Genomic DNA, 22,904 nt, shown 5'->3' on the forward strand with positions numbered 1-22,904 from the left:
TTAGCCGATCACGGCCACGAAATCGCACTCGATGAGCTTGTCGCCATCCAGGTCCGCCTGCATGGTGTGGCGCGCCGGACGGTTCTGCGCATCCGGAAACGCGCGCAGCCACACCGTGTTCAACGCCGCGCGCTGGCTGCGGTCGCGCATCCACACCGTCATCTTCGCGATGTGATCCAGCGATCCGCCGCCTGCTTCCACGATGCGTCGTACGTGGTCGAACATCAGTTCGCACTGGCGTTCCAGCGTATCGCCGTAAGCGCCCGTCGCCGGGTCAGTGCCCTGGATGCTGCCGGAATACAGCATCGGGCCGATCCGGCAGGCGGCGGGGATGGGGTTCTTGTGGCTGAAGCCTTCGGCATAGATGCTGCGTCTGCTCATGGGGTCTTCCGTGTGGGGTCGATGTGTCGGGGGAGGGGGCGCGTCGTGTTGCCGCGCCCCGGGGATTTGGCTGGCCGCTGTTGTGGCCGCTGTTGTGGCAGATCTCGTGGCTGATCTCGTGGCTGTTCAATTGGCCGTGATGCCCGCGCGCTTGATGATCGGCGTCCAGCGCGCGTCCTCGGCGGCCAGGTAGCGCGTGAACTCCTCGGGCGAACTGCCGCGCGCCTGCGCGCCCAGGTCGTCGAAGCGCTGGATGATCGTCGGCTCCGCCAGGATCTTGGTCAGCGCCGCGCTCAGCTTGTCCAACACCTCCTGCGGCGTGCCCTTGGGCGCCAGTAGGCCGGTAAACGTCGCCGCCTCCATGCCCTGCACCCCGGCTTCCGCAAACGTCGGCACATCCGGCATCGACGGCACCCGCTTGGCCGTCGTCACCGCCAGCGCCCGCAGCCGGCCTTCCTTCACGTACGGCAGCGCCACCGAAATCTGGTCGAAATTGAAATCCACCTGGCCGCCCAGCAGATCCGTCGTCGCCGGCGCATTGCCCTTGTATTGCGCCGTCGTCCAGCGCGCGCCCGTCAGCGACTGCAGCAACTCGCTCACCAGATGATTCGTCGTGCCCGCGCCGGGCGAGGCCATGTTGAGCTTGCCCGGTTCCTTCTTTGCCAGCGCCAGCAGCTCTGCCAGGGTCTTCGCCGGCAGCTCAGGACGCACCTGCAACACGAGCGGCGTATAGGACACCGAACTGATCGGCGCAAAGTCCCGGTCCCATTTGTAGGCGTCGCGCTTGAAGATCAGCGGAGAGAAAAGCAGCGGGCCATTCGCCGCCATGAACAGCGTGTACCCATCCGGCTCCGAACGCGCCACCTGCTCACCGGCAATCATCCCGCCCGCGCCCGGCTTGTTCTCCACGATGAACGGCTGCCCCAGCGCCGCCTGCAACCCCGGCGCGATCAGGCGCGCCGCCACATCCACATTCCCGCCAGGCGGGTAGGGCACAACGATCTTCACGGGCTTCTCGGGCCAGGCGGCATGCGCCATCGAGGTAAGGACAGTCAGCGCCACAGTGGCGCAGGCGCGGAGCGCGGTGCGGTTCATGGTCAAGTCTCCTGTGCGTGTCATCGCGTTTTGTTTGTTTGATGACACTCTAGGAATTTGCGCCCCGTCCAACAACGCCAATTTCTCAAAAAGTTCCGGATATTGGACTTTTTCAAGGTGACAGATCGAGAGCGGCTGCTGAATATGGCTCCCGGCACCGGAAAATCAGGCTTGGCGCACTGTGTACGCAGGAATGTGCCCAGATCTGATGTTCAATATCCGGACTACGGAGCGAGACAACCATGCACTTCCCCGCCAGCGACCTGAACCCCGAACAGACCTACCGCCTGATGAGCGGCATCATCGTGCCGCGCCCCATCGCCTGGATCAGCACCATCAACGCCGCCGGCGTCGTCAACCTGGCGCCCTTCAGTTGCTACACCTTCGTGTCCAACCAGCCGCCCATGGTCGGCATCAACATCGGCAGAAAAGCCGGCGAGCGCAAGGACACCGGCCGCAACATCATCGAAAACGGCCACTTCGTCGTAAACATCGCCGACGAGACGCTGCTGGATCCCTTGCATGAAAGCGCCCAGGAACATCCCCCCGAAATCAGCGAGGCCGAATTGCTTGGCCTGGAGGTTCTGCCCGGCGCGGTAATCGCCACGCCCCGCTTGGCCGCAGCGCCCATCAGTCTGGAATGCCGGCTCCATAGCGTCACGCCTTTCGGAAATACCGGTGCGGAGTTTTTTGTAGGCGAAGTCGTCATGTTCCACATCCGCGACGGCCTGATGCAAGACGGCAAGATCGACACCGGAAGGCTGCGCCCCATCTGCCGCATCGGCGGGCCCAACTATGCGTCGCTGGGCGAAATCATCACCAAGCGCGGCATCGCGCAGACACCGAAATCCGTCATGAAACCGGAGGTCGCATGAGTGATCCCGAAGATAAAAGCGCGTCTGGCGCGCAAACCGTTCGGCGAGCATTGGCGCTGCTGCGCCTGATTGCCTGCGGTCAGGAGCGCGGCGTGCGCCTGGTGGACCTGGAACGCATGTCTGGCCTGAACCGGCCAACCGTGCATCGATTGCTGAAAACCTTGGTGCAGGAAGAGGCGGTCGAACAGGATCCGGAAACGCGCCGGTATCTGATTGGGCAGGAGATCACGCTACTCGGATTGGCGCGCACGCGGCGCTTTCCGTTATTGACGCTGGCGGACCCGTATATGGCGGAGCTGGCGGATCAGGTGGGGGATACGGTGTTTCTCAGTATCCGGCATGGGCATGATTCGATTTGCATCGGGCGGCGGACTGGGCGGCATCCGATACAGGTGTTGTCGATTGAAGTGGGCGTTCGCCGGCCGCTCGGGGTGGGGGTGTCCGGCGTGGCGCTGTTGGCGAGTTTGGATGCGGAGGAGAGTGTGCGGCTGGTGCGGAGTAATGCGGCGCGGCTGGAGGTGCTGGGGGAGCGGGTGGAGGATGTGATTGCGCGGGTTGAAGTGGCGCGAAGGGATGGGCTGGCGCATGCGCCGGCGGGGTTGATGCCGGGGACGAGTGCGGTGGCGGTGCCGATTATGTCGGCTCGAGGGGAGGCGTTGGGGGCGATTACGGTGACGGCGATGGCGGAGCGGTTGGGGGTGGAGCGGTTTGAAGGGGTGGTGGAGAGGATGAGGGGGGCGGCGGGGGGGATTGCGGGGAGGTGGGGGCAGGTATCGAGTCGGGGGTGAATTTATGAGCGGCTGCTGGCGCGCGAGAGGACGAATGCCCGCAGCCCAAAGACGACGGGCAGGACTAGCATTGCGAGCCAGCCCGCCAGCCACGCGGCCCATGCCCAACGATATTGCCAGGAGATGAACTCTGGCGCGCCGTTGTCGTCGTACCAAGGGTCCATGGAGATCAGTATGAGACTCAAGGCATAGCAAAAAACCAAGGCGAGGAGCGCCGTGGTGATCGCGGATGGAGCCGACTTTACCGAGCGATTCTTCCAGACGTAAGCAAGCCAGAACGCCAGGACGCCGAGGAATACAAGGGGGAAGAAAAGAACCATCATCATGGGATACGCTTGGCCTAGGCCTTATAACTCCCGGAAACTCGGTGCAGTATCGCCTCCGGCTGCGCAACGCGGCTGGAAGCGGAAACTGCCTTGTTAATAGATGCTGTTCAGCCAGTCAGAATTCTCTTCAATTCCTCAAAGAATTCAGGGATCGTGTATCCCAACCCTGCGGGTCGGAGCCAACCCCATCGTTGTTTGAATGCAGTTTCAACCTCAGGACCGTATTCAGCGATGAATTGGTTCATCTCCAAGCAGACCTGATTTACCCGCTCGTCATTGACCGCATTTTTATAGTCTTGGACGACGTGTTCAACGGTATCGCCAAAAGCCCCCCAGTCCTGATGGAACCATCCTGCGATCAGTACTTCGAGCTCGGGATATTTTTCTTGCTCAGTCATCAGAAATCCAGGTAAGCAGTCAATACGAAATACGGCATACCGTTGTAGGTCTGCTTTTTGAGGGTCACAACAATCTTTGTGCCCGCGACGACTTCAGTCGCGCCGCGAGCCAATACGACGCCCAAGTCCTCCGCGACGGTTCCTCTTAGCGGCAGCCGTTCCCCATTGGACGCAAATTTAGCCCAATTGCTCACCCGGTCGGCGTTGCGGAGCAATATGCCGTTTACCGCAGCTTCTGCCGTTTCGATCGAATGAAATGTCGACGCTCGCTGCAGCCAAGGTTCCGCCCGCAGTCTTCCCTCGAGATAAGCCCTGGTTTTCCCGACGTGTTTGAAAAGCGTATGGCCTCCAAGTCCGCCGTGCACGCGCGCTTCATGCCGAGACAGTGAAATCCGGCCAGCGGTAATTCCCGTTACCCGGGCGGCACGTATGACCCCAGCAAACCCCGATGGCACGGCGAGTTCAACGGCCAAGCCAAGCGCCTGGCCTGAGCCGGGCGTGGCACCGAGCTTTTGGGCGAGTTCAACAAGTCCTCGCTCTGTCAGTGATCGCGTTTCCTGGCCAGTCCACGCTTCCCGCAGGCCGGTTGCGGCGGTATCTGAACCATGCGCCCCGAGGAGTACGCAGCCTGCCTTGGTAAGGCCGGTAGGTTCGGGTACCACGCACAGCGTAGCCCCTCCGACCATTTCCACGAGACCCGCCGCCAATGTGAGGCTACCCCACACGCGGTTGGAAAGCGTCGCTTCATTAGTGATCGACTCGCGGTGCAGTATCGCCGCCAACTGCACCGGCGTGAGAACAATGCGTAGGCTCGAGTCTTCGGACATTCTCTTCGCTCTTATCGATGATGGAGCGATGAATGTCACCCGCAGCGGGCCGACTGTCGATCAGCGCGGTCTGAAGCCCGCTGAATTAATCAGCATTGTGTACCCTTAGCCAGGCCCTAATACTCCCCCAGAAACTCCTCCGGGTCATTTTCAATCTCGACAATCGACCCCGTCAGCAGCGCCGCAAAGCTCGGCGCCACCCAAGTGATCTGGTCCGGGTCATGGCTAAACGCGATGATCTGCCCCATCGTGCCCCCATCCCCCGGCGAGTGATCGACCATCAGCAGCAGCGTTCCCGCGCCAAAGCTGGCAAAGGGCAGCCAGCCCTGATGAAACCAGCCTTCCCTGATGCGCCCATCGGCCGACGCCGGTTCATCGTAGCCGGCATATCGCGGCGCGCGATCGGACATGCGCGCCCGTTCGGCGATCGCTTCTTCCAACGACAAAAAATCATAGCCGGTCAGATATCCCGGCCGCATGAACACCGGTACATCGCTTTCGCCTCCATCGGCCAGGAGCCAAGCCTGCCTGATGTCCGCAGAAATAGGGAAGCCGAGTTGTGCCTCCACCGCTTCCACCGCCGCCTTCGCCGCGCCTGGGTTGAGCGGTAGCGCGGATGCATGCGTGTCGTAGACCGCACGGACGCGGTCCAGGTAGTCGGAGAAATTCATTGACGCGTGCGGTCCTTTTGTCAGATCTATGCAGCTTGGGGCAAGAAAAACCGGTCCTTCAGCTCCTGCAACCCAATCCGCTCCAGCATCTCCGTCAACCGCTCCGCAGGTTTCCTGGTCGGCAGATTCTTGTACTGCGCAATGATCAGCTCATTCTTCATCGAATGCTCCCAACCGACCAGTTCGGTCACGCTGACCTGATACCCGTGGGCTTCAAGCTGCAAGCAGCGCAGCACGTTGGTGATCTGGCTACCAAACTCCCGCGTATGCAGCGGGTGCCGCCAGATTTCCGCCAGCGGATCGGCCAAGGCCTTCGCCTTGTTCTTCCTTAACACCGAAGCCACCTCCGCCTGGCAGCAGGGCACGACCACGATGTATTTCGCCTTCTTCTCCAGCGCAAAATGAATCGCGTCGTCGGTGGCGGTATTGCAGGCGTGCAGGGCAGTCACTACGTCAATCGACGCGGGCAGTTTGTCCGAGGTAATCGACTCCGCAACCGACAGGTTCAAGAACGACATCCCGCCAAACCCCAGCCGCTTGGCCAGTTCCTCTGACGACTTCACCAGTTCTTCGCGGGTTTCGATGCCGTAGATGTGGGAGCCGTTCTTTAGCGCCTCGGGCTGTTCCTTGAAGAACAGGTCATACAGGATGAACCCCAGATACGACTTCCCCGCGCCGTGGTCGGCCAGGGTGACGGCGCCGCGTTGTTGTTGGACGTCCTTGAGCAGCGGTTCGATGAACTGGAACAGGTGGTAGACCTGCTTCAGTTTCCGGCGGCTGTCCTGGTTCATCTTGCCGTCGCGGGTCAGGATGTGCAGGGCCTTGAGGAGTTCGATCGATTGGCCGGGGCGGATGTCGTGGGTTTTTTCGGACATGGGGAAAGGCAAGCGCCCCGCTGGGGCGGGGCGCGTAGAGGTGCGGGAAGGGCCATTCTACCCCTCCGCGTGTCTGACACCCTCATGGGCAGGCCTGTGAATTCCAGCAGGCGTATGCGGGTGTCAGACACCGGCTGAATCTGGGTGGCCGGTGTCTGACACCCGCGCGGCACTGTTGCATTGCTACCGTCAACTCGTACGGGTGTCAGACACCTCGGTCAGGGGGGCGCGTCAGACCGTTACGAGGACCGGTTCGCCCAGGTTCAGCATCAAGCGATTCGCCCACGCAAAGATCGCGTCCGAATGCAGCAGGTCCAGAATCTCGCCGTCGTTCAGACCCACATCCTTCAGCGCCTGGATGCTGTCCGCATTCACCTCGGCCTGCGCCTCGGTGATCTGGATCGAGAACTTGCCGATGGCCTGCTCACGCTTGGTGGTGCCCGCCGTGCGCGGATCCTCGAATACCTGTGCGATCACGTCATTGCGCTTGGCCAGTTGCTCGAACCGCTGCGCATGCACGGACGCGCAGTACACGCAGCCGTTCACGCGCGACACGACGGTGGCGCCCAGTTCGCGCTCGGCGCGCGACATGCCGCCCGGTGCGTACATGATGGCGTTGAAGGCCGTGGAGCGCTGGCGCAGGATTTCGGGCTGGTGGACCAGGAACAGGTAGTAGTCCGAGACCTTGGCCTTGGGGTGGCTTTCTTCCAGGACGGCGATCTGTTCGGGCGTGGCGGTGTCGACGTTCACCACATCCAGCCAGGCCTTCCATTCCAGGACTTCGTTGGTGAAGCCGTGGGCCTTGATGACGGCGCCGGGCTCGGTGTTGCCCGGGTTGATCACGGCGGTCGCGTCGTCGGCGGCGGCACCGGAACGCTGTCCTTCAGCCGCCTTTATCGCTGCCAGCCCCGCCACCAGGCGCGTCTGGTACGACAGGAAGGCGATGAGTTGCGACAGGGTGACCACGGCGGGCGTGGAGACGCCGGCGGCGGGCAACGTCTTCAGCGCGGCTTCGTCGCCTTCGACCGGGTTTTCGATCAGCTTGCGCGTGTATTCCAGCACGGCGGCCAGTTGCGGGTTGGCGGCGTCAGTCGGCTTGCCCGATTCCGCGACGGCGATGTCCGCCGCCGCAACGCCAGCTTCCACCGCGCGGGCGCGGTAATGCGCCGCCAGCAGCGGCGACGGGGTGATGCGCGTGGCATACAGCCCCACCAGCAGGCGGTCGGCCAGCGACAGGCCGGGCAGGGCCGGATCAAACAGGGCGTCGTAGCTGCCTTGCGTGGCGGCGGCGACCTTGTCGCGTTTGTGGCGCACGTCGAAAGTGGGGTTGCCGGGCGCAAGGCCCACGAGCTGGTCGACGACGTCCTTGCTGATGTCGTAGACGATGGGTTGTTGTGCCATTGAGGAGGTCTCCTTGAATGTCATTGGGCGGGCGCTGCCGCCGCGCCCTTGGCCTTTACCGCGGCGTCCAGGAACGTCTTCACGCCTTCCCAGGATTCCTGGTCGGCGCGGGCGTTGTCCTTGGGATTGCCGCCGCTGGTGCTGATCTTTCCGGACACCGGATGGGCGTAGACGAGCTGCGTGGTGGGCACGTAGGGGAACAGGATGGAGTGTCCGCCGTTCTCGTAATCCAGCCACTGCACCGGATACGGGTGCTGCACCTCTACCAGCTTGTCCTGCACCATCTTCGAGTACAGGCTGGACGGCCACGAGCCGTCGTCGGTGCCGGACAGCAGCATGACCGGGCCTTCGATGTCTTCCACGCGGATGCGGGCGCGGGCGACGGCGTCGGGGTCTTGCAGGGCGGTCAGGATGGCCCTTTCGTGGCGATGGGGCGCGGGGCCTTCATCGAACGGGGCCCAGGTGGCCGTGCGGTTGGTTTCCCAGACGTGGGGGATGGGCTTGCCGCCCAGCAGCCACGTGGGGCCTTCGCGGCCGATCTTGGGGTCGCAGGCGTTCTGGCCGCTGTGGACGACGGCGCCGGGCACGTAGGCGACGACGGCCGACACTTCCTTGGGGAAGGTGGCGCCCAGCAGCAGCACCAGTTCGCCGCCGCGCGACTGGCCGCTGATGGCGACGAAGTCGTGTTTGGGCTGGACCTTCTTGCGCAGCCAGCGCAGGCCGGTCTGGAAGTACTCCAGCGGGGTGTTGGAAATGTAGTCCGACAGGCCCGGCGCCTTGAAGTACGCCAGCGCAAAGGCGGCGTAGCCGCGCGAGGCGTACAGGGCGGCGCGCGGTTCGTTGATGCCGCCGCCAGAGCCGTTGAGGATCATGACGGCGGGATGCGATCCCGGGGCGCTGCCGGCGGGCAGGTACAGGGTGCCGACCAGGCCCTCCTCGCGGACTTCAACGCGCGTGACGCCGTCGGCCGCCAGGCGCTGCGTGAAGCGGGCGCGCGCCTCGGCGCCCGCCACGCGCGCCACCACGTCGGTGACCAGGGCATCGGTCACCGGCTGGTTGAAGTATTCGCGGCTCTTGCCGTCCTCGGGGGACTGCGACCAGACCAGGCCCATCGGGGACAGGCCGGCGTAGTCGCCCGATACGGGCGCGTCGCGGGTCAGGTCGACGACGCCGTCTTCGCCTGCCGTGTAGGTGGCCTGGGCTTGCCAGAGCACGCCGTTGCGGCGGGTGAGGGCGGTGATGTCGACGGTCGCGCCGGGCGCGACGTGTTCGACGCGGATCTGGCGCGGGACGTCGATCAGGGCGTCCGCGGGGGCGATGGTCAGGGTCGGCGCCATGGCTTACTTGTCCGAGACCTTGGTGACCATCATGGCGGCCGTGCGGTCGCTGGTCATCGGGGTGACCTTCAGGCCCTTCTTGGTGGCCCAGATGTTCTTGTAGTGGAACAGCGGGATGATGCCGACGTCGTCGGACACGATCTTGACGGAGTCACGCAGGATGGCTTCACGCTTGGCGACGTCGAATTCCGAGGTGGATTGCTCCAGCGCGGTGTCGACCTTGGGGTTGCTGTAGCGGCCCCAGTTGGACGCGCCCAGGCCCTTCTTGGCGTCGGCGGTGGCCAGGATGTTGACGAGCGCGTAGCTGCCTTCGCCCGTGCCATTGCCCCACGCCAGCATGCTGACGGCGAATTCGTTCTTGTTGGCGCGGCCCGAATACACGGCCCACGGCACGACTTCCACTTGCGTCTTCACGCCCACGCGGGTCCAGAACTGCGCGACCGCCTGGGCCGTTTCCGGGCCTTGCGGGTAGCGGTCGTTGGGCACGTGCATGGTCAGCTTGAAGCCGTCGGGAAAGCCCGCTTCGGCCAGCAGCTTCTTGGCTTGCGCGACGTCGTTGGGGATGTCCTTGACGTCGGGGTTGTAGCCGAAGGTGCCCTTGGGCATCCACTGGTTGGCTTCGGTGGCGGCGCCTTGCAGGATGCGGTCGGCGATGGCCTTGCGGTTGATGGCCAGGTTCAGGGCCTGGCGCACGCGCACGTCCAGGAGCGGGTTCTTGTCCAGCGGCTTGCCGTTGTTGTCGGTGATGTACTGGTTGGGCGCGGGGTTGAAGCTGGGTTGCAGCAGCATGACGCGCAGGCCGTCGTACGGGTAGACCGAGATGTTGGAGGCCTTTTGCAGCTTGGCCAGGTCGGACACCGAGACCTTGTCGATCACGTCCACGTCGCCCGCCAGGAGCGCGGCGGTGCGGGCGGCGGCGTTGTTGATGTAGCGGTAGTTGACCTTGTCCCAGATCTGCTTGTCGCCCCAGTAGGCGTCGTTGCGTTCCATCAGGACGCGGTCGCCGGGGGTGTAGGAGACGAACTTGTAGGGGCCGGTGCCGACCATCGCCTTGCCCGAGTTGTAGTCTTCGGTGAAGGACTTTTCGCCGACGTGCTTGCTGACGACGTGGACGGACGCCAGGTTCAGGGGCAGGTCGGGGTTGGGCGCCTTGGTTTTGACGATGAGGGTCAGCGGGTCCTTGGCGGTCATCGTGTCGATGGTGCGCAGGTAGCCGGCGTAGGTGGCGACGCTGCCCGGCACGGCGCGGGCGCGGGTGTAGGAGTAGATCAGGTCGTCGGCGGTGAACGGGGTGCCGTCCTGCCACTTGACGCCTTCACGCAGCTTGAATTCCCAGGTGGTGTTGTCCAGCGGCTTCCAGCTCACGGCCAGGCCCGGCTGCAGCTTGTTCCACTTGTTTTCGATCAGCAGGTCCCAGAAGTGCAGCGCCACCGAGCGGTCGCCGGCGTGGTTGTTCAACTGCGGGTCCAGCGACGACAACGGGTCGGCGAAGCCGATCGACAGGTTGTCGGCGGAGGCGGCGGCCGAGGCGCCCAGGATGGCGGCGGTCAGGGTCGAGAGAATCAGGCGTTTCATTGTCCGGGGTCCTTGGTATAGGGGGGAACGGTGTGGGTCCAGCGGCCGCGGCGGTGGGGCCGCGGCCATTGATCGTCAGGCCATGTCGTTCAGGTGACAGGCGCTCAGGTGGTTGATGGCAATTCCCTTGAGCGTGGGAACTTCGGTCTTGCAGCGCGGCATCGCATGCGGACATCGCGGATGGAAATGGCAGCCGCCGGGCGGGTTGAGCGGACTGGGAATCTCGCCCTTGATCGCGGTGAAGGTCTTGTGGCGCGATTTCAGGGTGGGGATCTCGGCCAGCAGCGCCTGCGTGTACGGGTGGTTGGGACGGCGGAAGACGTCTTCCACGGTCGCAGTCTCTACGACGCGGCCCAGGTACATGATGACGACGCGGTCGGACAGGTGTTCGACCACGCCCAGGTCATGGCTGATGAAGAGGTAGGTCAGGTTGAGTTCTTCGCGCAGGTCCATGAACAGGTTCAGGATCTGCGCCTGGATCGACACGTCCAGCGCGGCCACGGCCTCGTCGCAGACCAGCATGGACGGCTGCACGGCCAGCGCGCGGGCGATGCCGATGCGCTGGCGCTGGCCGCCGCTGAACTGGTGCGGGTAGCGTTGGCGCAGGGCGGGGTCCAGGCCGGCGCGTTCCAGTTGCGCGCTGACGTAGTCGTCGAAGTCGCCGTTGCCGACCAGGCCGTGGATGCGGGCCGCTTCGCCCACGATCTCGTCCACGCGCAGACGCGGGTTGAGACTGGCGTAGGGGTCCTGGAAGATCATCTGCACTTTCAGGCGCGCGGCGTGGGCCTCGGCGGCATTCATGTCGGCGGGGCGCACGCCGTTGACGCGCACCTCGCCGCCCGACGGCGTGAGCAGGCCCGCGGCGATGCGGCCCAGCGTGGACTTGCCGCAGCCGGATTCGCCGACCAGGCCGACGACTTCGCCGGGATTCACGATGAGGTCCACGTGGTCCACCGCGCGCGTGATCGCGGGCGGCTTGGACAGGCCCAGCGACTGCATGGCGCGGCCGGCGGCGCCGATCTTGCGTTCGCCGAAACGCTTGCTGACCTGGCGCAGGTCGATCAGCGGGGTGGGGGCGTGGGCGGTCGCGCTCATGCCGCCACCTCGCGGTGGATCTGGATGGAAGGATGGAAGCAGCGCACGTTGTGTTCGGGTAGGGCTTGGGTGATGCCGGGTTGCTGGCCGCAGGCGGCGGTGGCGCGCGCGCAGCGCGCCGCGAACGCACAGCCGGCCGGCAGGTGCAGCAGGTTCGGTGTCATGCCGGGAATCTGGCGCAGGCGCTGGCCGCGCGCGTTGTTGCTGGGCAGGCTGTCGATCAGCCCCACCGTGTACGGGTGTTGCGGCCGGTCCAGCACGTCGTCGACCTTGCCGTGTTCGACGATGCGCCCGGCGTACATGACGGCCACGTCGTCAGCCAGGCCAGCGACGACGGACAGGTCGTGCGTGATCCAGATGAGGCTGGTGCCGTGTTGCTGCGCGAGCTTCTGCACTTCGGACAGGATCTGCGCCTGGATGGTGACGTCCAGCGCGGTGGTCGGCTCGTCGGCGATGATGAGGTCCGGGCGGTGCAGCATGGCAATCGCGATGGCCACGCGCTGGCGCATGCCGCCGGACAGTTGATGCGGATAGGCCCGCAGGCGCTCCTCCGGACTGGGAATGCCCATCATGCCCAGCGTGTCGCGCGCCAGGATGCGGGCCTGCTCTTTGCTCATCTTGTTGTGGGCGCGCACCGTCTCGATCATCTGCACGTCCACCCGCAGCACGGGATTCAGCGTCATCATCGGATCCTGGAAGATCATGGCGATGCGGTTGCCCTGCAGGCGGCGCAGTTCGCGCGGGGGCAGCTTGGTCAGGTCGCGGCCCTGGAACAGGACTTCGCCGCCGACGATGCGGCCCGGCGCGTCGACCAGACCCATGATGGAAAAGCCCGTCACGGACTTGCCCGAGCCGGACTCGCCGACCAGGCCCAGGATCTTGCCGCGTTCCAGCGTAAAGGAGACGCCGTCCACGGCGGGCAGCACGCCCGCGCGGGTATGGAAGTGGGTGCGCAGGTCGCGCACTTCAAGCGTGGCCGGCGCGCCAGCCGGGGCGGAGCGGTCGGTCATTTGTGGGTCCTCGGGTTCAGCACGTCGCGCAGGCGGTCGCCCACCAGGTTGATCGCCACGATGGTGATCAGCAGCGCGATGCCGGGGTAAAAGCTGATCCAGTATTCGCCGGACAGCATGTATTGGAAGCCGTTGGAGATCAGCAGACCCAGCGACGGTTCGGTCACGGGCACGCCCAGGCCCAGGAAGCTCAGCGTGGCTTCCAGCGTGATGGCGCGCGCGATCTGCAAGGTGCCGATGACGATCAGCGGCGGCAGGCAGTTGGGCAGGATGTGCTTGAGCATGATCCGCCAGTTGGGGATGTCCAGGCAGCGGGCGGCTTCGACGTATTCGCGGCGGCGCTCGACCAGGGCCTGGCCGCGCGCGGTGCGGGCGTAATAGGCCCATTCCAGGATCACCAGCGTCAGCACCACGTTGCCCACGCCCTTGCCCAGATAGGCCAGGATCATCATGGCCACCAGGATCGACGGGAACGACAGGATCAGGTCCACCAGGCGCATGATGAAGGCGTCGACCTTGCCGCCGGCGTAGGCGGCCAGGAGGCCCAGCAGCGTGCCGATGACGCCGGCGATCAGCGCCGAGCCCACGCCCACCATCAGGCTGATGCGCAGGCCATACAGGATGCCCGACAGCAGGTCGCGGCCCTGGCCGTCGGTGCCCAGCCAGTAGTGGAAGGTCTCCAGGCCGTTCATGGTGCCGGGCGGCAGGCGCGAATCCAGCACGTCGATCTGCAGCAGGTCATAGGGGTTCTGCGGCGAGATCCAGGGCGCCAGCACGGCGGCCAGGATCAGCAGCGTCGCCACCACCAGGCCCAGCACGGCCGTCTTGGACGACAGGAACTCGGCCAGGTTGCGGCGCCATGGCGACTCGCGGCGCAGGACGGGCGCCTGCGCGGTTTGGGATACGGAACTCATGCCGTGGCCTCCAGCCGCACCCGGGGGTCCAGCACTTTGTACAGAATGTCGACGATCAGGTTCAGCGTCACGAACAGGCACACCACCACGATCAGATAGGCCACGATCACCGGGCGGTCCAGCGCGTTCAGGCTGTCCAGGATCAGCTTGCCGGCGCCGGGCCAGGCAAAGATGCTTTCGGTGATGACGGCGAACGCGATGGTCGAGCCCAGCTCCAGGCCCAGCACCGTCACCAGCGGGATCATGGTGTTGCGCAGCACGTGCACACAGACCACGCGGAAAGGCGACAGGCCCTTGGCGCGCGCGAATTTCACGAAGTCCAGCGGCATCACGTCGCGCACGCCGGCGCGGGTCAGGCGGATCACCAGCGAGATCTTGAAGAGCGACAGGTTGAACGCCGGCAGGATCAGGTGGCGCCAGCCGTCGGCCGTCAGCCACGACCACTGGAAGCCCAGGAACTCGACCGTCTGGCCGCGGCCGCTGGCCGGCAGCCAGCCCAGCGACACGCTGAACGCCATGATCAGCATCAGCGCGACCCAGAAGGTGGGCAGCGAGAAGCCGACGATGCTGCCCGCCATGATCGTCTTGGACACGCGGCTGTCGGGATACAGGCCGGCGAAAAGGCCCAGCGGCAGGCCGATGATGACGGCGAAGGACAGCGCGGTGATGGCCAGTTCAAGCGTGGCCGGCAGGCGCTGGATCACCAGCTCGATCGCGGGGATGTTGTAGACGAAGCTGTTGCCCAGGTTGCCGTGCAGCGCCCCGTTCAGGAAGGCCAGGTACTGTTGCCACAGGGGCTTGTCCAGGCCAAGTTCGGCGATGATGCGCGCGCGGTCCACCTGGTCCACGTCCTGGCCGATCAGGATGTCCACGGGGTTGCCGATGGCGTGCAGCCCCACGAAGACGATCAGCGTCATCAGGAACACGACCACGGCGGCCTGCGCCACGCGGCGTAGCAGCCATGCGGTCATTGCGCGGTCTCCGCCTGCGCGGCCGGGGCGGGGGCCGGGGTCCACTCGTCGCCGAACACCTCGGGCTCGGAGAACGCTTCCATGTTGGCGTAGTGCGTGGCGACGTCTTCGCGGTAGAGGAGGCCGGCAATGCCTTGCGCCAGGCGCTTGGCGCCTTCGCTGATGGCGGGGATGTCGCCCGAGATGGTGCCTTGCGTCAGCGCGGCGGGGTACGAGAAGCAATGCACCCGATCCAGGCCGGGGCAGGCGCCGGGGACCTTTTCCTGCAGTTCGAAGACCGCGCCCAGGTCGGGCGAGTCATGCAGTTCCTGGTCTTCCTCGCCGGGGGGCGGGGTGTAGCGGTCGCCCCAGGCGCGCACGTGCGGGGCCAGCGGCGCGAATTCCGGGCGCACGGTCCAGTCGATGCGAAAGCCCGTGGAGAAGATCAGGAAGTCCAGCACGAACACGCCTTTGGGCGTGGTGACGTGGATCTCGTCATCGATCAGCGCCAGGTCCTGCACGCCGCAGCCCAGGTTGAAGAAGGCGTTCGGATGGCGCGATACGCGCAGCGTGCTGCCGCGCGGGGGCGGCACTTGCGCGGCGTTGATGTAGTGGCGGATCTTCCACTTCCATTCGTCGGGTAGCGTCAGGTGGCCGTGGGTCAAGCCGGGGTTGCCGGCGCCCTTGCCTTTGTTGATGCGGGGAATGTCGTTGCGGCGGATCAAGAGGTCCACGCTGGCGGCGCCGGCTTCAAGCGCGGTCGCGGCGCTGTCCATGGCGGATGCGCCCGCGCCCACGACGCCCACGCGTTTGCCGGCCAGGGTGTTGTAGTCCATCACGTCGGAGGAGTGCGCCCAGCGGTCGCGCGGCAGTTTCTTCGCAAAGTCGGGCACGTACGCGCCGCCCAGGCCGTCGCGGCCCGTGGCCAGCACGACGCGGCGGGCCAGCACCGTGCTGCGTCCGGCGGGCGATTCGATGTCCAGCGCGACCAGGCTGTCGGCGCGCGGCTGCACCGACAGGATGCGGTGTTCGTTGCGCACGTCCAGCGCCAGCACGCGGCGGTACCAGCGCAGGTAGTCCATCCATTGCAGGCGCGGGATCTTGTCCAGCGCTTCCCAGGCGTCCAGCCCGAATTGCGCTTCGAACCACGCGCGGAACGTCAGGGCGGGCAGGCCCAGCGCGGGGCCGGTCAACTGCTTGGGCGAGCGCAGCGTTTCCATGCGGGCGGTGGTGGCCCAGGGGCCTTCATAACCTTCGGGCGCCTGGTCGAAGATCGGCGCATCGATGCCCAGGTGCTTGAGCGACGCGGCGGCCGCAAGACCCGCCATGCCGCCGCCGATGATGGCCACGTCCAGCACCTGATTCCCGTCGACCAGACGGGGCGTCACCCAGTTCTTGGCGGGCAGTTCCAGCCAGGACAGGTCTTGCCGAAGGCGCGCCTCCAGGGCGGGCAGGCCTTGCGGCGGGGTGGCGAGGGGAAGATTCATAGTGCGGGTGTTTCCATGACAGGGGCGTCATCGCCGTAGATCGACTGCAACAGCGCCGAATGCTCGGAGGCATCGTGCAGCACGAAGCCCGGCAGCAGCGCGGCGGCGGCGTCGGCCAGCGCGTCCGCCATGGCCTGGCAGGCCGGCGTCAGCGTTTGCGACTGGGGGGTGATGACCCCGAAAAAGAAGGGGATGTCCAGGTCGATGGGCCGGATCGCCACGCCCGTCATGGGCGAGCCGTAGGCGGTCACGGGTTCCAGCACCGACACGCCCAGGCCGGCGCGTACCGCGGCCAGGGCGTTGATGGACGAATTGGTTTCGATGGTGCCCAGGGCCCGCCCGTTCTGCGCCAGCGCGGCGTCCAGGCGGCGGCGCAGGCGATAGGGGTTGGCCATGGTGATGAGGCGGCGTCCGGCCAGGGCCGACACCGGCACGACGGACTGTTGCGCGACCGGATCATCGTCGGGCAGGGCGACCACGCAGGGGGCCTGCCCGATCCAATGCACCGTCAGGCCGCGATGCTCCAGCGGCAGGCTGGTCGCGCCCAGTTGGGCGGCGCCTGACAGCACGGCGTGCACCACGCGTTCGGGCGATGCGCTGCGCAATTGGATGCGCGCGGCGCCGACCCGGTCTTCGATGCGTTTGAGCGCGGCCGGCGCCAGTCCCGCCGCCAGGGCGGAGGTGGCGGCCACCAGAAGCGGCTGGGCATGGCCGCGCGCAATTTCTTCCGCGCGGCTGCGGATCTGCTGCAGGCTGGCCAGCGCGCGTTCAACGTCGTCATACAGCAGAAAGCCCTGCTCGGTGGGCGTCACGCGGGGACCGCTGCGCGCAAACAGGGGGTAGCCGATCTCGGCCTCCAGCTCTTGCAGCAAACGGCTGATCGCGGGCTGGGAGCGTCCAAGCAGCCGTCCCGCGGCGGTGACGCTGCCCGTGGACATGACGGCCGCAAAGGCCTCGAGTTGACGAAGTTCCATGGGTGTTGATTTATGCCAAGGACGAATTCTGGCGGCTCAAGTATGCGCTTTGCAAATAATTAAAGCGCATAAGCAAATTCCCTAATGGGGTTTACCTTAGGGAAGTTCATAACGCCGAGTTATTTCAGGCGGCTGGCCGGCACCGTGGGCGCCGGCGCGCTGTGGCGGGCTACCCCGGGCGCGTGGCGCAGACCCAGTACTGGCCGCCGAGCGGCAGCCAGCCCAGGTGCTTTTCCATCCACATGAGGGCCGACAGTTTCGGTGGAATGAAAAGGCAGTACGCCAAGGCGGTCAGGTCCAGGTCCGCCTTCCGGATCAGGGACTTAAGCTCGGCGGGCTTGAGCAGGACGGCGTCGGAGTCGTAGATGCAGTTATTCACGATGCGCCGCGTCACCGGGTTGTAGGGGTTGTGCTCGAAGACGTAGACCGACCCGCCCGGTTTCAGGCGCCTTGCCAGACTGTTGGTGGCGGCCTGCCGTTCGGCCGGGGGGATGTGGTGATAGACGCTGGCAACGAAGATCAAGTCGTAGCCTTCGCCTTCGTACGAACCGTCTTCCAGGAAGAAGGTGTTGTCCGGGTGCTCCTGGCGCGCCATGTCCAGGCTGGCGGGCGACACGTCCGAGCCTTCGATGACGGCGTCCGGAAAATACTGCTTCAGGAAGGGGATGTTGCGGCCGATGCCGCACCCGTATTCCAGGATGCGGGCCGGCGGCGCCGGGATGGCCTTGTGGACCAGTTCGACCTTGTATCGGGCGAAGTACGCGTCGTTTTCCGAAAAGAAGCCGACGCTTTCGCGCAGAAGCTTGTTGTAATTTTCGGTGTGCTCATCGAAATCAACCTTCCCGCTCATCGCCTGGCGCTCCTTTCGAGGACCTGAAAATGCTACAGCCTCGCCGGGACCCCAGGAATGGGAGTTGTCCCAGGGGGCGGGCTATTTCCCCATCAGCATCGCGCGGCCTTTGGCGGTCAGCACCACCACAGCCTCCCCGCGCACGGGGCTTTCTTCCTGGGTCATGTCGATGAGCCCGTTGGCGGTGGCGTCCTCCCAGGCCGACAATCGCGGGCAATTGGTGCGCCACGCCTCCATGGTTTCGGAATAGGTGCGAGGCCGCGCCGCGATCCACAGCAGGAACTGCACCAGGTTGCCCATCTGGGACGCGCCGGGCTCGATTTCTGTGTTCGGGGCTATCGCTGGGGCTGTCGCTGGGTCTACATCCGGGTCTACGTTTGGAACGTCAGGCATGGGGCGCCTCCAGGAAAGGGCCAAGAATGCGTCTTGACGATACTCCTGGATATGCGCGCAAGCCAGTTCTTGCCGCCGGGCCATCGCCGGGATCTGCCCCGGCCCGCGCGGGGCCGCCGGGATACGGGAAAGCTAGCGCGGCACCATCCCCTTGCGCAGCTTGTCCGGTGATTCCATCAGCGAGGCCGTCATGTCGTCGCGTTCAAGCACGCAGGGCTCGGTGCGCAGGTCTTTCATGAATTCGTCGTAGAGTTCGCCCGTGATTCCCGCCGGGCGCTTGAAGTCGCCGGATAGTTGATAGGCGCGCAGCAGCACCGACCGCAGCCGCTTGACCTCCCAGAGCAGGGAGATGACGTCGGTGTTCCAGGGCTGACGTTCGCGGATGAGGCGCAGGTCGGCGTGAGAGAGGGGGGCTTTGAACGGCATGACGGAAAATACTGTTTATATATCCAGTATAGTCCGCCTAAAACGGTGACGTGTCATCAGGGGTTTCGTCAGCTTGCGCCCACCGGTGTCGTGCCCCCTCTCGCGTGGCGGCCGTCGCCTGCAATACGCCTACACCACCCGCGTCTGCACCTGGCCTTCGCGGAACCACCCGTCCAGGTTCGCGCGCATCAGGTCCGCCATCGCGCGCCGCGTTTCGTGCGTGCCGCTGGCGATGTGCGGCAGCATCACCACATTGTCCATGCCATTCAATTCAGGGGGCGTCGCGGGTTCATGCTCGAAGACGTCCAGGCCTGCGCCGGCAATGCGCCTTTGCTGCAGCGCGGCCACCAGCGCCGCTTCGTCCACCACCGTGCCGCGGGCGATATTGATCAGCCAGCCGTCGGGGCCCAGCGCGTCCAGCACCTGCGCATTCACCATGTGCCGCGTCGCGCCGCCGCCCGGTACGGCCAGGACCAGGTAATCGCATTGCGACGCCAGCTCCACGATGTCCGGGCAATAGCGGTAGGACGCGGGCGCATCGGGGCGCGGCTTGCGGTTGGTGTACAGGATTTCCATGTCGAACGCCTGTGCGCGCCGGGCGATCTGCAGCCCGATGTTGCCCAGGCCGACGATGCCGCAGCGCTTGCTGCTCATGCGCGACCCAAGGCCGAATCCCTCGGCGGGCCAGCGGCCGGCGCGCACGAAGCGGTCGGCTTCGGCTATGCGGCGCGAGACCGCCAGCATCAGCGCCAGCGCGGTGTCCGCGACGCAGGCGTCCAGCACGCCCGGGGTATTGGTGACCACGACATCGCGGGCCTTGGCGGCCGCGATGTCGATGGTGTCGTAACCCACGCCGAAGCTGAAAATGCCTTCCAGCGCGGGCAGGGCGTCGATCAGTTCCTTCTTTGCGCCGAAGCGGCCGCTGGTGGCGATGCCGCGAATGGCGGCGCCATGTTCGCGCAGCAGCGCCGCGGTGTCGTCGGCTTCCCAGAGCCGGTGGACGCGGTAGCGGGATTCCAGGTCGGCCGTCAGTTCGGGCAGCAAGGGACCGACCATCAGCAGGTCGGCGGCGAAGGCGGGTAGGGATGCGGTCATGGATACGGCTTATAGGGGGTAAGAGGAGGCCCGCCGAGGCGGGCCGGACAGCGAGGTCAGTTGGTCTGGATGTTACGGGACTTGATGATCTGCCCATAGCGTTCGCGCTCGCGGGCCGCCAGATCCTGCAGTTCCTTCGGCGTGGAGCCATGCGCGACCGCGCCCTGCGATTCGAGCTTGGCCTTGACCGCGGGGTCGGCAGCCACCTCGCGGATCGCCTCGGAAAGCTTGTCGATCACCGCTTGCGGCGTGCCGGCGGGCGCCAGCACCGCCGTCCACGAGCCGCTTTGCGCGTTCTTGACGCCTGCTTCGTCGATCGTGGGGACGTCCGGCATGGCGGGCGAGCGGGTGGCGCCCGTGACCGCCAGCGCGCGCAGCTTGCCGGCCGTCACGTAGGGCATGGTTTCCAGGACCGACGCGAACAGCATGTCGACGCGGCCGGCCATCAGGTCGGTCATCGCCGGGCCGCCGCCCTTGTAAGGCACGTGCACCAGATCCACGCCGGTGGCCTGTTGGAAGATCTCGCCGGACAGGTGCGGCGCGCCGCCGGTGCCCGAGCTGGCAAAGGTGTGCTTGCCCGGCTGGGACTTGGTCAGCGAGACCAGTTCCGCAACGTTCTTGGCCGGCAGGCTGGCGGGCACCACCAGCACGAACGGCAGGTCCGAGAACAGCGACACGGGCGCAAACGCCTTGACCGGGTCGGAATGCAGCTTGTAGATCCAGGGGTTGATCGCCAGCATCCCGGAGTTGGCGAACAGCAGCGTGTAGCCATCGGGCTGGGAGCGGGCGACCAGGTCGGCGGCGATCTGGCCGCCGGCGCCCGGCCGGTTGTCCACCACCACCGATGACGAGAATTTTTCGCCCAGGGCCGCCGCCAGCAGGCGCGCCGAAATGTCGGTGCCCCCGCCCGGCGAGAAGGGCACGATGAGATTGATCGGGCGCTCCGGATAGCCGGCGGCGCTGGCTGCGTGCGGCAGGGCGGCGGTGGCGGCCAGGGCCAGCGCCGCGGCGAGGAGCCGGACGCGGATCCGGGCGGTGTTCTTTGTCTCCATGGATTTTCTCTTTATGGCGTTGATGGCGGCGGGGCCGCAAAAAAGGGTGCTGCGGGGCGGGCTCCTGATGCTTGACGGGGCGGATTCCGACCCTGCGACCGAGTATAGGGAGGTGTGTCCATGGATAGCCGTTCGAGCTATAAATAGCATCAATCAATTCAAGGATTGGATCGATGGAATTCCGCCAGCTCGAATGCTTCATCGCGGTGGCCGAAGAACTGCACTTCGGCCGCGCCGCCGAGCGCCTGTGCATGACGCAGCCGCCGCTGTCGCGCCAGATCCAGCTGCTGGAGCAGGACCTGGGCGTGACCCTCTTCGAGCGCAACAGCCGTCAGGTCCTGCTCAGCGCCGCGGGCCGGCGCTTCCTGCGCGATGCGCGACATCTGCTGGAGTTTTCGGCGCAGGCCGCCGCCACCGCGCGCCGCACGTCCGGCGGCGAGGCCGGGCACATCACGCTGGGCTTCACCGCCGTGGCCGCGTATCGGCTGATGCCGTCTCTCATCATGCAGGCGCGCAAGCTGCTCGGGGGCGTGGAGATCCAGCTGCGTGAAACCGTGACCACGGACCTGAGCCGACTGCTGCTGGCACACGAACTGGACGCGATCCTGGCCCGCAGCGTGCCGCAGCAGGCGGGTATCGAATCCCGGCTGGTCGAACGCGAACCGCTCGTGCTGGCGCTGCCTGCGGACTCGCCGTTGTGCGAGCACGCCACGGTCCCGCTGCGCTTGCTGCAGGGGCAACCGTTCGTGCTGTATTCGCCCCGGGAAGGGAAGTACTTCTACGACCGCATCGTCGGCGCTTTCGGTCTGGCCGACGTGCAGCCGCAGTACGTGCAGCGCGCCGGACAGACGCACACGCTGCTGGCGCTGGTCCGGGCGGGCCTGGGCGTGGGCATCGTGCCGGACTCGGCGCGCGAACTGCGCTTTGAAGGGGTGGCGTTCCGGCCCATCGGACAACGCAATCTCTACGCGGACATGTATCTGGCCTGGCATGCGCAGCACGACAATCCCGCGCTGGACGCGTTCCTGCAGCGCGTGGTGAAGGTGGACGGGCCGGGCGCTGTCCGTATCGGCGGACCGGCGTGATGCCGGGCCGGCCCTAGCGGCGCTTCGGGCGGTGCGGCGGAGTCAGCGGCGCGCCAACGTGGCTGGCCAGCCAGTGTTCGATCTTGTCATCCCGGCGGGCGGCCCAGTCCTTGCCGATTTCAAGAATGAGCAGGTTGCGGGTGTCGCCATAGTCCTGGCCCGGCGCCTTCTGGAACATCTCGCGCCAGATCTCGGAGGCGACCAGTTCCGTCGTCACCAGCACGCCGATTCCCTTGGCGTCTATCCATAAGGGCGCGGCGCGCTCGTCCACGTGGCTCTTGAGGTTCTCAAGGATTTTCTGCGCCAGCGCGGCATTGTCTTTGGACGCCGCGATCAGGACCAGATACTGCCGATGGTCGCCAGCCGGCTCGTCGGCGTCGCCGAATGGATTTTCCATGATGTGTTCCTTTTGGTCTTGGGTGGGCGTTGTGCCTGGACAGACTGTAGTGCATCGGTGAATCCGGGCGGGTGATCGGCCGCTGATTTCCCGCTTTCTCGGCCGGTCAGGCCCGCGGGATCGAGGCGGATATATCAAGTTGAAACATCCATAGACCATCCAAGTGGATGGTTTTATTCTCCGTTCATGCCGCCTCGCACCTCACAACTCGCCTCCGTCCCCAAGCCTGCCGACGAGAAAATCACGATCAACCTGGGTTACGTCGACCTGGGCCAGATCGATCTGCTCGTGCAGGAAGGGTTCTACGCCAACCGGACAGACCTGATCCGCACCGCGATCCGCAACCAACTTGCCACCCATGGCGACGCGGTGCGCCAGGCCGTCAGCCGAAAAACGCTGGTGCTGGGTATCCAGCACTACACCGCCCAGGATCTGCTTGCGGTCCAGGCCGCGGGCGAAATGCTCCAGATCCGCGTATTGGGCCTGGCGACCATCGCGTCCGATGTCACGCCTGAACTCGCGCTTGCCACCATCGAATCCCTGACGGTATTGGGCGCACTGCATGCCAGCCCCGCCGTCAAAGCCGCCCTGCGTCAGCGCATCCGCTGATCCCACACGCCGCAAAAA

At 65.6% G+C, this 22,904-nt stretch carries 26 protein-coding genes; 4 read left to right on the forward strand and 22 right to left on the reverse strand.

Features of this window, described 5'->3' with window-relative positions; genetic code table 11:
- Both BXA00_RS21900 and BXA00_RS21905 read right to left on the reverse strand, forming a co-directional pair.
- Entirely contained in the window at positions 1-381 is a 381-nt protein-coding gene (locus tag BXA00_RS21900) for a RidA family protein (protein WP_076520502.1), read from the reverse strand.
- A gap of 126 nt (positions 382-507) precedes the next feature.
- Entirely contained in the window at positions 508-1,476 is a 969-nt protein-coding gene (locus BXA00_RS21905) for a tripartite tricarboxylate transporter substrate binding protein (RefSeq protein WP_076520503.1), read from the reverse strand.
- Between the two features lie 242 nt (positions 1,477-1,718).
- Here BXA00_RS21905 and BXA00_RS21910 point away from each other — a divergent pair, with 242 nt between their 5' ends.
- The gene (locus tag BXA00_RS21910; protein ID WP_076520504.1) at positions 1,719-2,351 is read left to right on the forward strand and encodes a flavin reductase family protein; all 633 of its coding nucleotides are present in this window, start codon (positions 1,719-1,721) and stop codon (positions 2,349-2,351) included.
- A complete protein-coding gene (locus tag BXA00_RS21915; RefSeq protein WP_076520505.1) occupies positions 2,348-3,139 on the forward strand; it encodes an IclR family transcriptional regulator in 792 nt (263 codons plus the stop codon). Before BXA00_RS21910 ends, BXA00_RS21915 begins: the two co-directional genes overlap by 4 nt.
- 2 nt (positions 3,140-3,141) lie before the next feature.
- Here BXA00_RS21915 and BXA00_RS21920 read toward each other — a convergent pair whose 3' ends face one another.
- The 19 genes from BXA00_RS21920 to BXA00_RS22010 form a co-directional block, all read right to left on the reverse strand.
- Positions 3,142-3,465, reverse strand: coding sequence for a hypothetical protein (locus BXA00_RS21920; RefSeq protein WP_076520506.1), 324 nt, complete (start codon positions 3,463-3,465; stop codon positions 3,142-3,144).
- Positions 3,466-3,572: 107 nt separating this feature from the next.
- The gene (locus BXA00_RS28940) at positions 3,573-3,863 is read right to left on the reverse strand and encodes a contact-dependent growth inhibition system immunity protein (RefSeq protein ID WP_156902849.1); all 291 of its coding nucleotides are present in this window, start codon (positions 3,861-3,863) and stop codon (positions 3,573-3,575) included.
- On the reverse strand, positions 3,863-4,690 hold the full coding sequence (locus BXA00_RS28945) for an RNase A-like domain-containing protein (protein ID WP_076520508.1): 828 nt from the start codon (positions 4,688-4,690) through the stop codon (positions 3,863-3,865). The genes BXA00_RS28940 and BXA00_RS28945 overlap by 1 nt, the downstream gene beginning before the upstream one ends.
- Positions 4,691-4,806: 116 nt before the next feature.
- Positions 4,807-5,361 carry an SMI1/KNR4 family protein gene (locus tag BXA00_RS21935; protein ID WP_076520509.1) on the reverse strand — a complete coding sequence of 185 codons (555 nt, stop codon included), beginning with the start codon at positions 5,359-5,361 and terminating at the stop codon, positions 4,807-4,809.
- Between the two features lie 26 nt (positions 5,362-5,387).
- Positions 5,388-6,236, reverse strand: coding sequence for an SAM-dependent methyltransferase (locus BXA00_RS21940; protein ID WP_076520510.1), 849 nt, complete (start codon positions 6,234-6,236; stop codon positions 5,388-5,390).
- A gap of 231 nt (positions 6,237-6,467) precedes the next feature.
- On the reverse strand, positions 6,468-7,637 hold the full coding sequence (locus tag BXA00_RS21945) for a peroxidase-related enzyme (RefSeq protein WP_076520511.1): 1,170 nt from the start codon (positions 7,635-7,637) through the stop codon (positions 6,468-6,470).
- A 20-nt stretch (positions 7,638-7,657) separates the two neighbouring features.
- Entirely contained in the window at positions 7,658-8,974 is a 1,317-nt protein-coding gene (locus tag BXA00_RS21950) for an acyl-CoA thioester hydrolase/BAAT C-terminal domain-containing protein (RefSeq protein ID WP_076520512.1), read from the reverse strand.
- A gap of 3 nt (positions 8,975-8,977) precedes the next feature.
- A complete protein-coding gene (locus tag BXA00_RS21955; protein ID WP_076520513.1) occupies positions 8,978-10,549 on the reverse strand; it encodes an ABC transporter substrate-binding protein in 1,572 nt (523 codons plus the stop codon).
- 75 nt (positions 10,550-10,624) lie between these two features.
- Positions 10,625-11,644, reverse strand: a complete 1,020-nt coding sequence (locus BXA00_RS21960; protein ID WP_076520514.1) for an ABC transporter ATP-binding protein — start codon at positions 11,642-11,644, stop codon at positions 10,625-10,627.
- On the reverse strand, positions 11,641-12,654 hold the full coding sequence (locus BXA00_RS21965; protein WP_076520515.1) for an ABC transporter ATP-binding protein: 1,014 nt from the start codon (positions 12,652-12,654) through the stop codon (positions 11,641-11,643). The genes BXA00_RS21960 and BXA00_RS21965 overlap by 4 nt, the downstream gene beginning before the upstream one ends.
- Positions 12,651-13,568, reverse strand: coding sequence for an ABC transporter permease (locus BXA00_RS21970; RefSeq protein ID WP_076520516.1), 918 nt, complete (start codon positions 13,566-13,568; stop codon positions 12,651-12,653). The genes BXA00_RS21965 and BXA00_RS21970 overlap by 4 nt, the downstream gene beginning before the upstream one ends.
- Positions 13,565-14,539, reverse strand: a complete 975-nt coding sequence (locus tag BXA00_RS21975; protein ID WP_076520517.1) for an ABC transporter permease — start codon at positions 14,537-14,539, stop codon at positions 13,565-13,567. Before BXA00_RS21975 ends, BXA00_RS21970 begins: the two co-directional genes overlap by 4 nt.
- Positions 14,536-16,005 carry an NAD(P)/FAD-dependent oxidoreductase gene (locus tag BXA00_RS21980; RefSeq protein ID WP_076520518.1) on the reverse strand — a complete coding sequence of 490 codons (1,470 nt, stop codon included), beginning with the start codon at positions 16,003-16,005 and terminating at the stop codon, positions 14,536-14,538. Before BXA00_RS21980 ends, BXA00_RS21975 begins: the two co-directional genes overlap by 4 nt.
- Positions 16,002-16,979 (reverse strand): LysR family transcriptional regulator, encoded by a 978-nt coding sequence (locus tag BXA00_RS21985; RefSeq protein WP_076520519.1) that lies wholly within the window; start codon positions 16,977-16,979, stop codon positions 16,002-16,004. The genes BXA00_RS21980 and BXA00_RS21985 overlap by 4 nt, the downstream gene beginning before the upstream one ends.
- 169 nt (positions 16,980-17,148) lie before the next feature.
- The gene (locus tag BXA00_RS21990; RefSeq protein ID WP_076520520.1) at positions 17,149-17,829 is read right to left on the reverse strand and encodes a class I SAM-dependent methyltransferase; all 681 of its coding nucleotides are present in this window, start codon (positions 17,827-17,829) and stop codon (positions 17,149-17,151) included.
- Positions 17,830-17,910: 81 nt separating this feature from the next.
- The gene (locus tag BXA00_RS21995; RefSeq protein WP_076520521.1) at positions 17,911-18,129 is read right to left on the reverse strand and encodes a hypothetical protein; all 219 of its coding nucleotides are present in this window, start codon (positions 18,127-18,129) and stop codon (positions 17,911-17,913) included.
- Between the two features lie 225 nt (positions 18,130-18,354).
- Positions 18,355-18,648, reverse strand: a complete 294-nt coding sequence (locus BXA00_RS22000; protein ID WP_076520522.1) for a hypothetical protein — start codon at positions 18,646-18,648, stop codon at positions 18,355-18,357.
- A gap of 129 nt (positions 18,649-18,777) precedes the next feature.
- The gene (locus BXA00_RS22005) at positions 18,778-19,743 is read right to left on the reverse strand and encodes a 2-hydroxyacid dehydrogenase (protein ID WP_076520523.1); all 966 of its coding nucleotides are present in this window, start codon (positions 19,741-19,743) and stop codon (positions 18,778-18,780) included.
- Between the two features lie 56 nt (positions 19,744-19,799).
- A complete protein-coding gene (locus BXA00_RS22010) occupies positions 19,800-20,795 on the reverse strand; it encodes a tripartite tricarboxylate transporter substrate binding protein (RefSeq protein ID WP_076520524.1) in 996 nt (331 codons plus the stop codon).
- Positions 20,796-20,968: 173 nt separating this feature from the next.
- On the opposite strand from BXA00_RS22010, the gene BXA00_RS22015 reads away from it, so the two are divergent.
- Positions 20,969-21,880, forward strand: a complete 912-nt coding sequence (locus tag BXA00_RS22015; protein ID WP_076520525.1) for a LysR family transcriptional regulator — start codon at positions 20,969-20,971, stop codon at positions 21,878-21,880.
- Positions 21,881-21,893: 13 nt separating this feature from the next.
- Here the strand turns inward: BXA00_RS22015 and BXA00_RS22020 are convergent, their stop codons facing one another.
- Complete coding sequence (locus BXA00_RS22020; protein ID WP_076520526.1) at positions 21,894-22,277, reverse strand: hypothetical protein; 384 nt, start codon at positions 22,275-22,277, stop codon at positions 21,894-21,896.
- Positions 22,278-22,463: 186 nt separating this feature from the next.
- Between BXA00_RS22020 and BXA00_RS22025 the strand changes: the two genes are divergently transcribed.
- Entirely contained in the window at positions 22,464-22,886 is a 423-nt protein-coding gene (locus BXA00_RS22025) for a CopG family transcriptional regulator (protein ID WP_076520527.1), read from the forward strand.
- Positions 22,887-22,904 lie beyond the last annotated feature (18 nt).

Source organism: Achromobacter sp. MFA1 R4 (assembly GCF_900156745.1).
Classification (GTDB): domain Bacteria; phylum Pseudomonadota; class Gammaproteobacteria; order Burkholderiales; family Burkholderiaceae_B; genus Achromobacter.

Bases quoted from the DNA above. Each gene is read 5' to 3' on its own strand.
- BXA00_RS28945 (WP_076520508.1), bottom strand. From the start codon at position 4,690: ATGTCCGAAGACTCGAGCCTACGCATTGTTCTCACGCCGGTGCAGTTG.
- BXA00_RS21960 (WP_076520514.1), bottom strand. From the start codon at position 11,644: ATGAGCGCGACCGCCCACGCCCCCACCCCGCTGATCGACCTGCGCCAG.
- BXA00_RS21995 (WP_076520521.1), bottom strand. From the start codon at position 18,129: ATGGGCAACCTGGTGCAGTTCCTGCTGTGGATCGCGGCGCGGCCTCGC.
- BXA00_RS21970 (WP_076520516.1), bottom strand. From the start codon at position 13,568: ATGAGTTCCGTATCCCAAACCGCGCAGGCGCCCGTCCTGCGCCGCGAG.
- BXA00_RS21975 (WP_076520517.1), bottom strand. From the start codon at position 14,539: ATGACCGCATGGCTGCTACGCCGCGTGGCGCAGGCCGCCGTGGTCGTG.
- BXA00_RS22025 (WP_076520527.1), top strand. From the start codon at position 22,464: ATGCCGCCTCGCACCTCACAACTCGCCTCCGTCCCCAAGCCTGCCGAC.
- BXA00_RS22005 (WP_076520523.1), bottom strand. From the start codon at position 19,743: ATGACCGCATCCCTACCCGCCTTCGCCGCCGACCTGCTGATGGTCGGT.
- BXA00_RS21920 (WP_076520506.1), bottom strand. From the start codon at position 3,465: ATGATGATGGTTCTTTTCTTCCCCCTTGTATTCCTCGGCGTCCTGGCG.
- BXA00_RS21955 (WP_076520513.1), bottom strand. From the start codon at position 10,549: ATGAAACGCCTGATTCTCTCGACCCTGACCGCCGCCATCCTGGGCGCC.
- BXA00_RS21990 (WP_076520520.1), bottom strand. From the start codon at position 17,829: ATGAGCGGGAAGGTTGATTTCGATGAGCACACCGAAAATTACAACAAG.
- BXA00_RS21905 (WP_076520503.1), bottom strand. From the start codon at position 1,476: ATGAACCGCACCGCGCTCCGCGCCTGCGCCACTGTGGCGCTGACTGTC.
- BXA00_RS22010 (WP_076520524.1), bottom strand. From the start codon at position 20,795: ATGGAGACAAAGAACACCGCCCGGATCCGCGTCCGGCTCCTCGCCGCG.
- BXA00_RS22015 (WP_076520525.1), top strand. From the start codon at position 20,969: ATGGAATTCCGCCAGCTCGAATGCTTCATCGCGGTGGCCGAAGAACTG.
- BXA00_RS21980 (WP_076520518.1), bottom strand. From the start codon at position 16,005: ATGAATCTTCCCCTCGCCACCCCGCCGCAAGGCCTGCCCGCCCTGGAG.
- BXA00_RS22000 (WP_076520522.1), bottom strand. From the start codon at position 18,648: ATGCCGTTCAAAGCCCCCCTCTCTCACGCCGACCTGCGCCTCATCCGC.
- BXA00_RS21950 (WP_076520512.1), bottom strand. From the start codon at position 8,974: ATGGCGCCGACCCTGACCATCGCCCCCGCGGACGCCCTGATCGACGTC.
- BXA00_RS21985 (WP_076520519.1), bottom strand. From the start codon at position 16,979: ATGGAACTTCGTCAACTCGAGGCCTTTGCGGCCGTCATGTCCACGGGC.
- BXA00_RS22020 (WP_076520526.1), bottom strand. From the start codon at position 22,277: ATGGAAAATCCATTCGGCGACGCCGACGAGCCGGCTGGCGACCATCGG.
- BXA00_RS21900 (WP_076520502.1), bottom strand. From the start codon at position 381: ATGAGCAGACGCAGCATCTATGCCGAAGGCTTCAGCCACAAGAACCCC.
- BXA00_RS21965 (WP_076520515.1), bottom strand. From the start codon at position 12,654: ATGACCGACCGCTCCGCCCCGGCTGGCGCGCCGGCCACGCTTGAAGTG.
- BXA00_RS21915 (WP_076520505.1), top strand. From the start codon at position 2,348: ATGAGTGATCCCGAAGATAAAAGCGCGTCTGGCGCGCAAACCGTTCGG.
- BXA00_RS21945 (WP_076520511.1), bottom strand. From the start codon at position 7,637: ATGGCACAACAACCCATCGTCTACGACATCAGCAAGGACGTCGTCGAC.
- BXA00_RS21910 (WP_076520504.1), top strand. From the start codon at position 1,719: ATGCACTTCCCCGCCAGCGACCTGAACCCCGAACAGACCTACCGCCTG.
- BXA00_RS28940 (WP_156902849.1), bottom strand. From the start codon at position 3,863: ATGACTGAGCAAGAAAAATATCCCGAGCTCGAAGTACTGATCGCAGGA.
- BXA00_RS21940 (WP_076520510.1), bottom strand. From the start codon at position 6,236: ATGTCCGAAAAAACCCACGACATCCGCCCCGGCCAATCGATCGAACTC.
- BXA00_RS21935 (WP_076520509.1), bottom strand. From the start codon at position 5,361: ATGAATTTCTCCGACTACCTGGACCGCGTCCGTGCGGTCTACGACACG.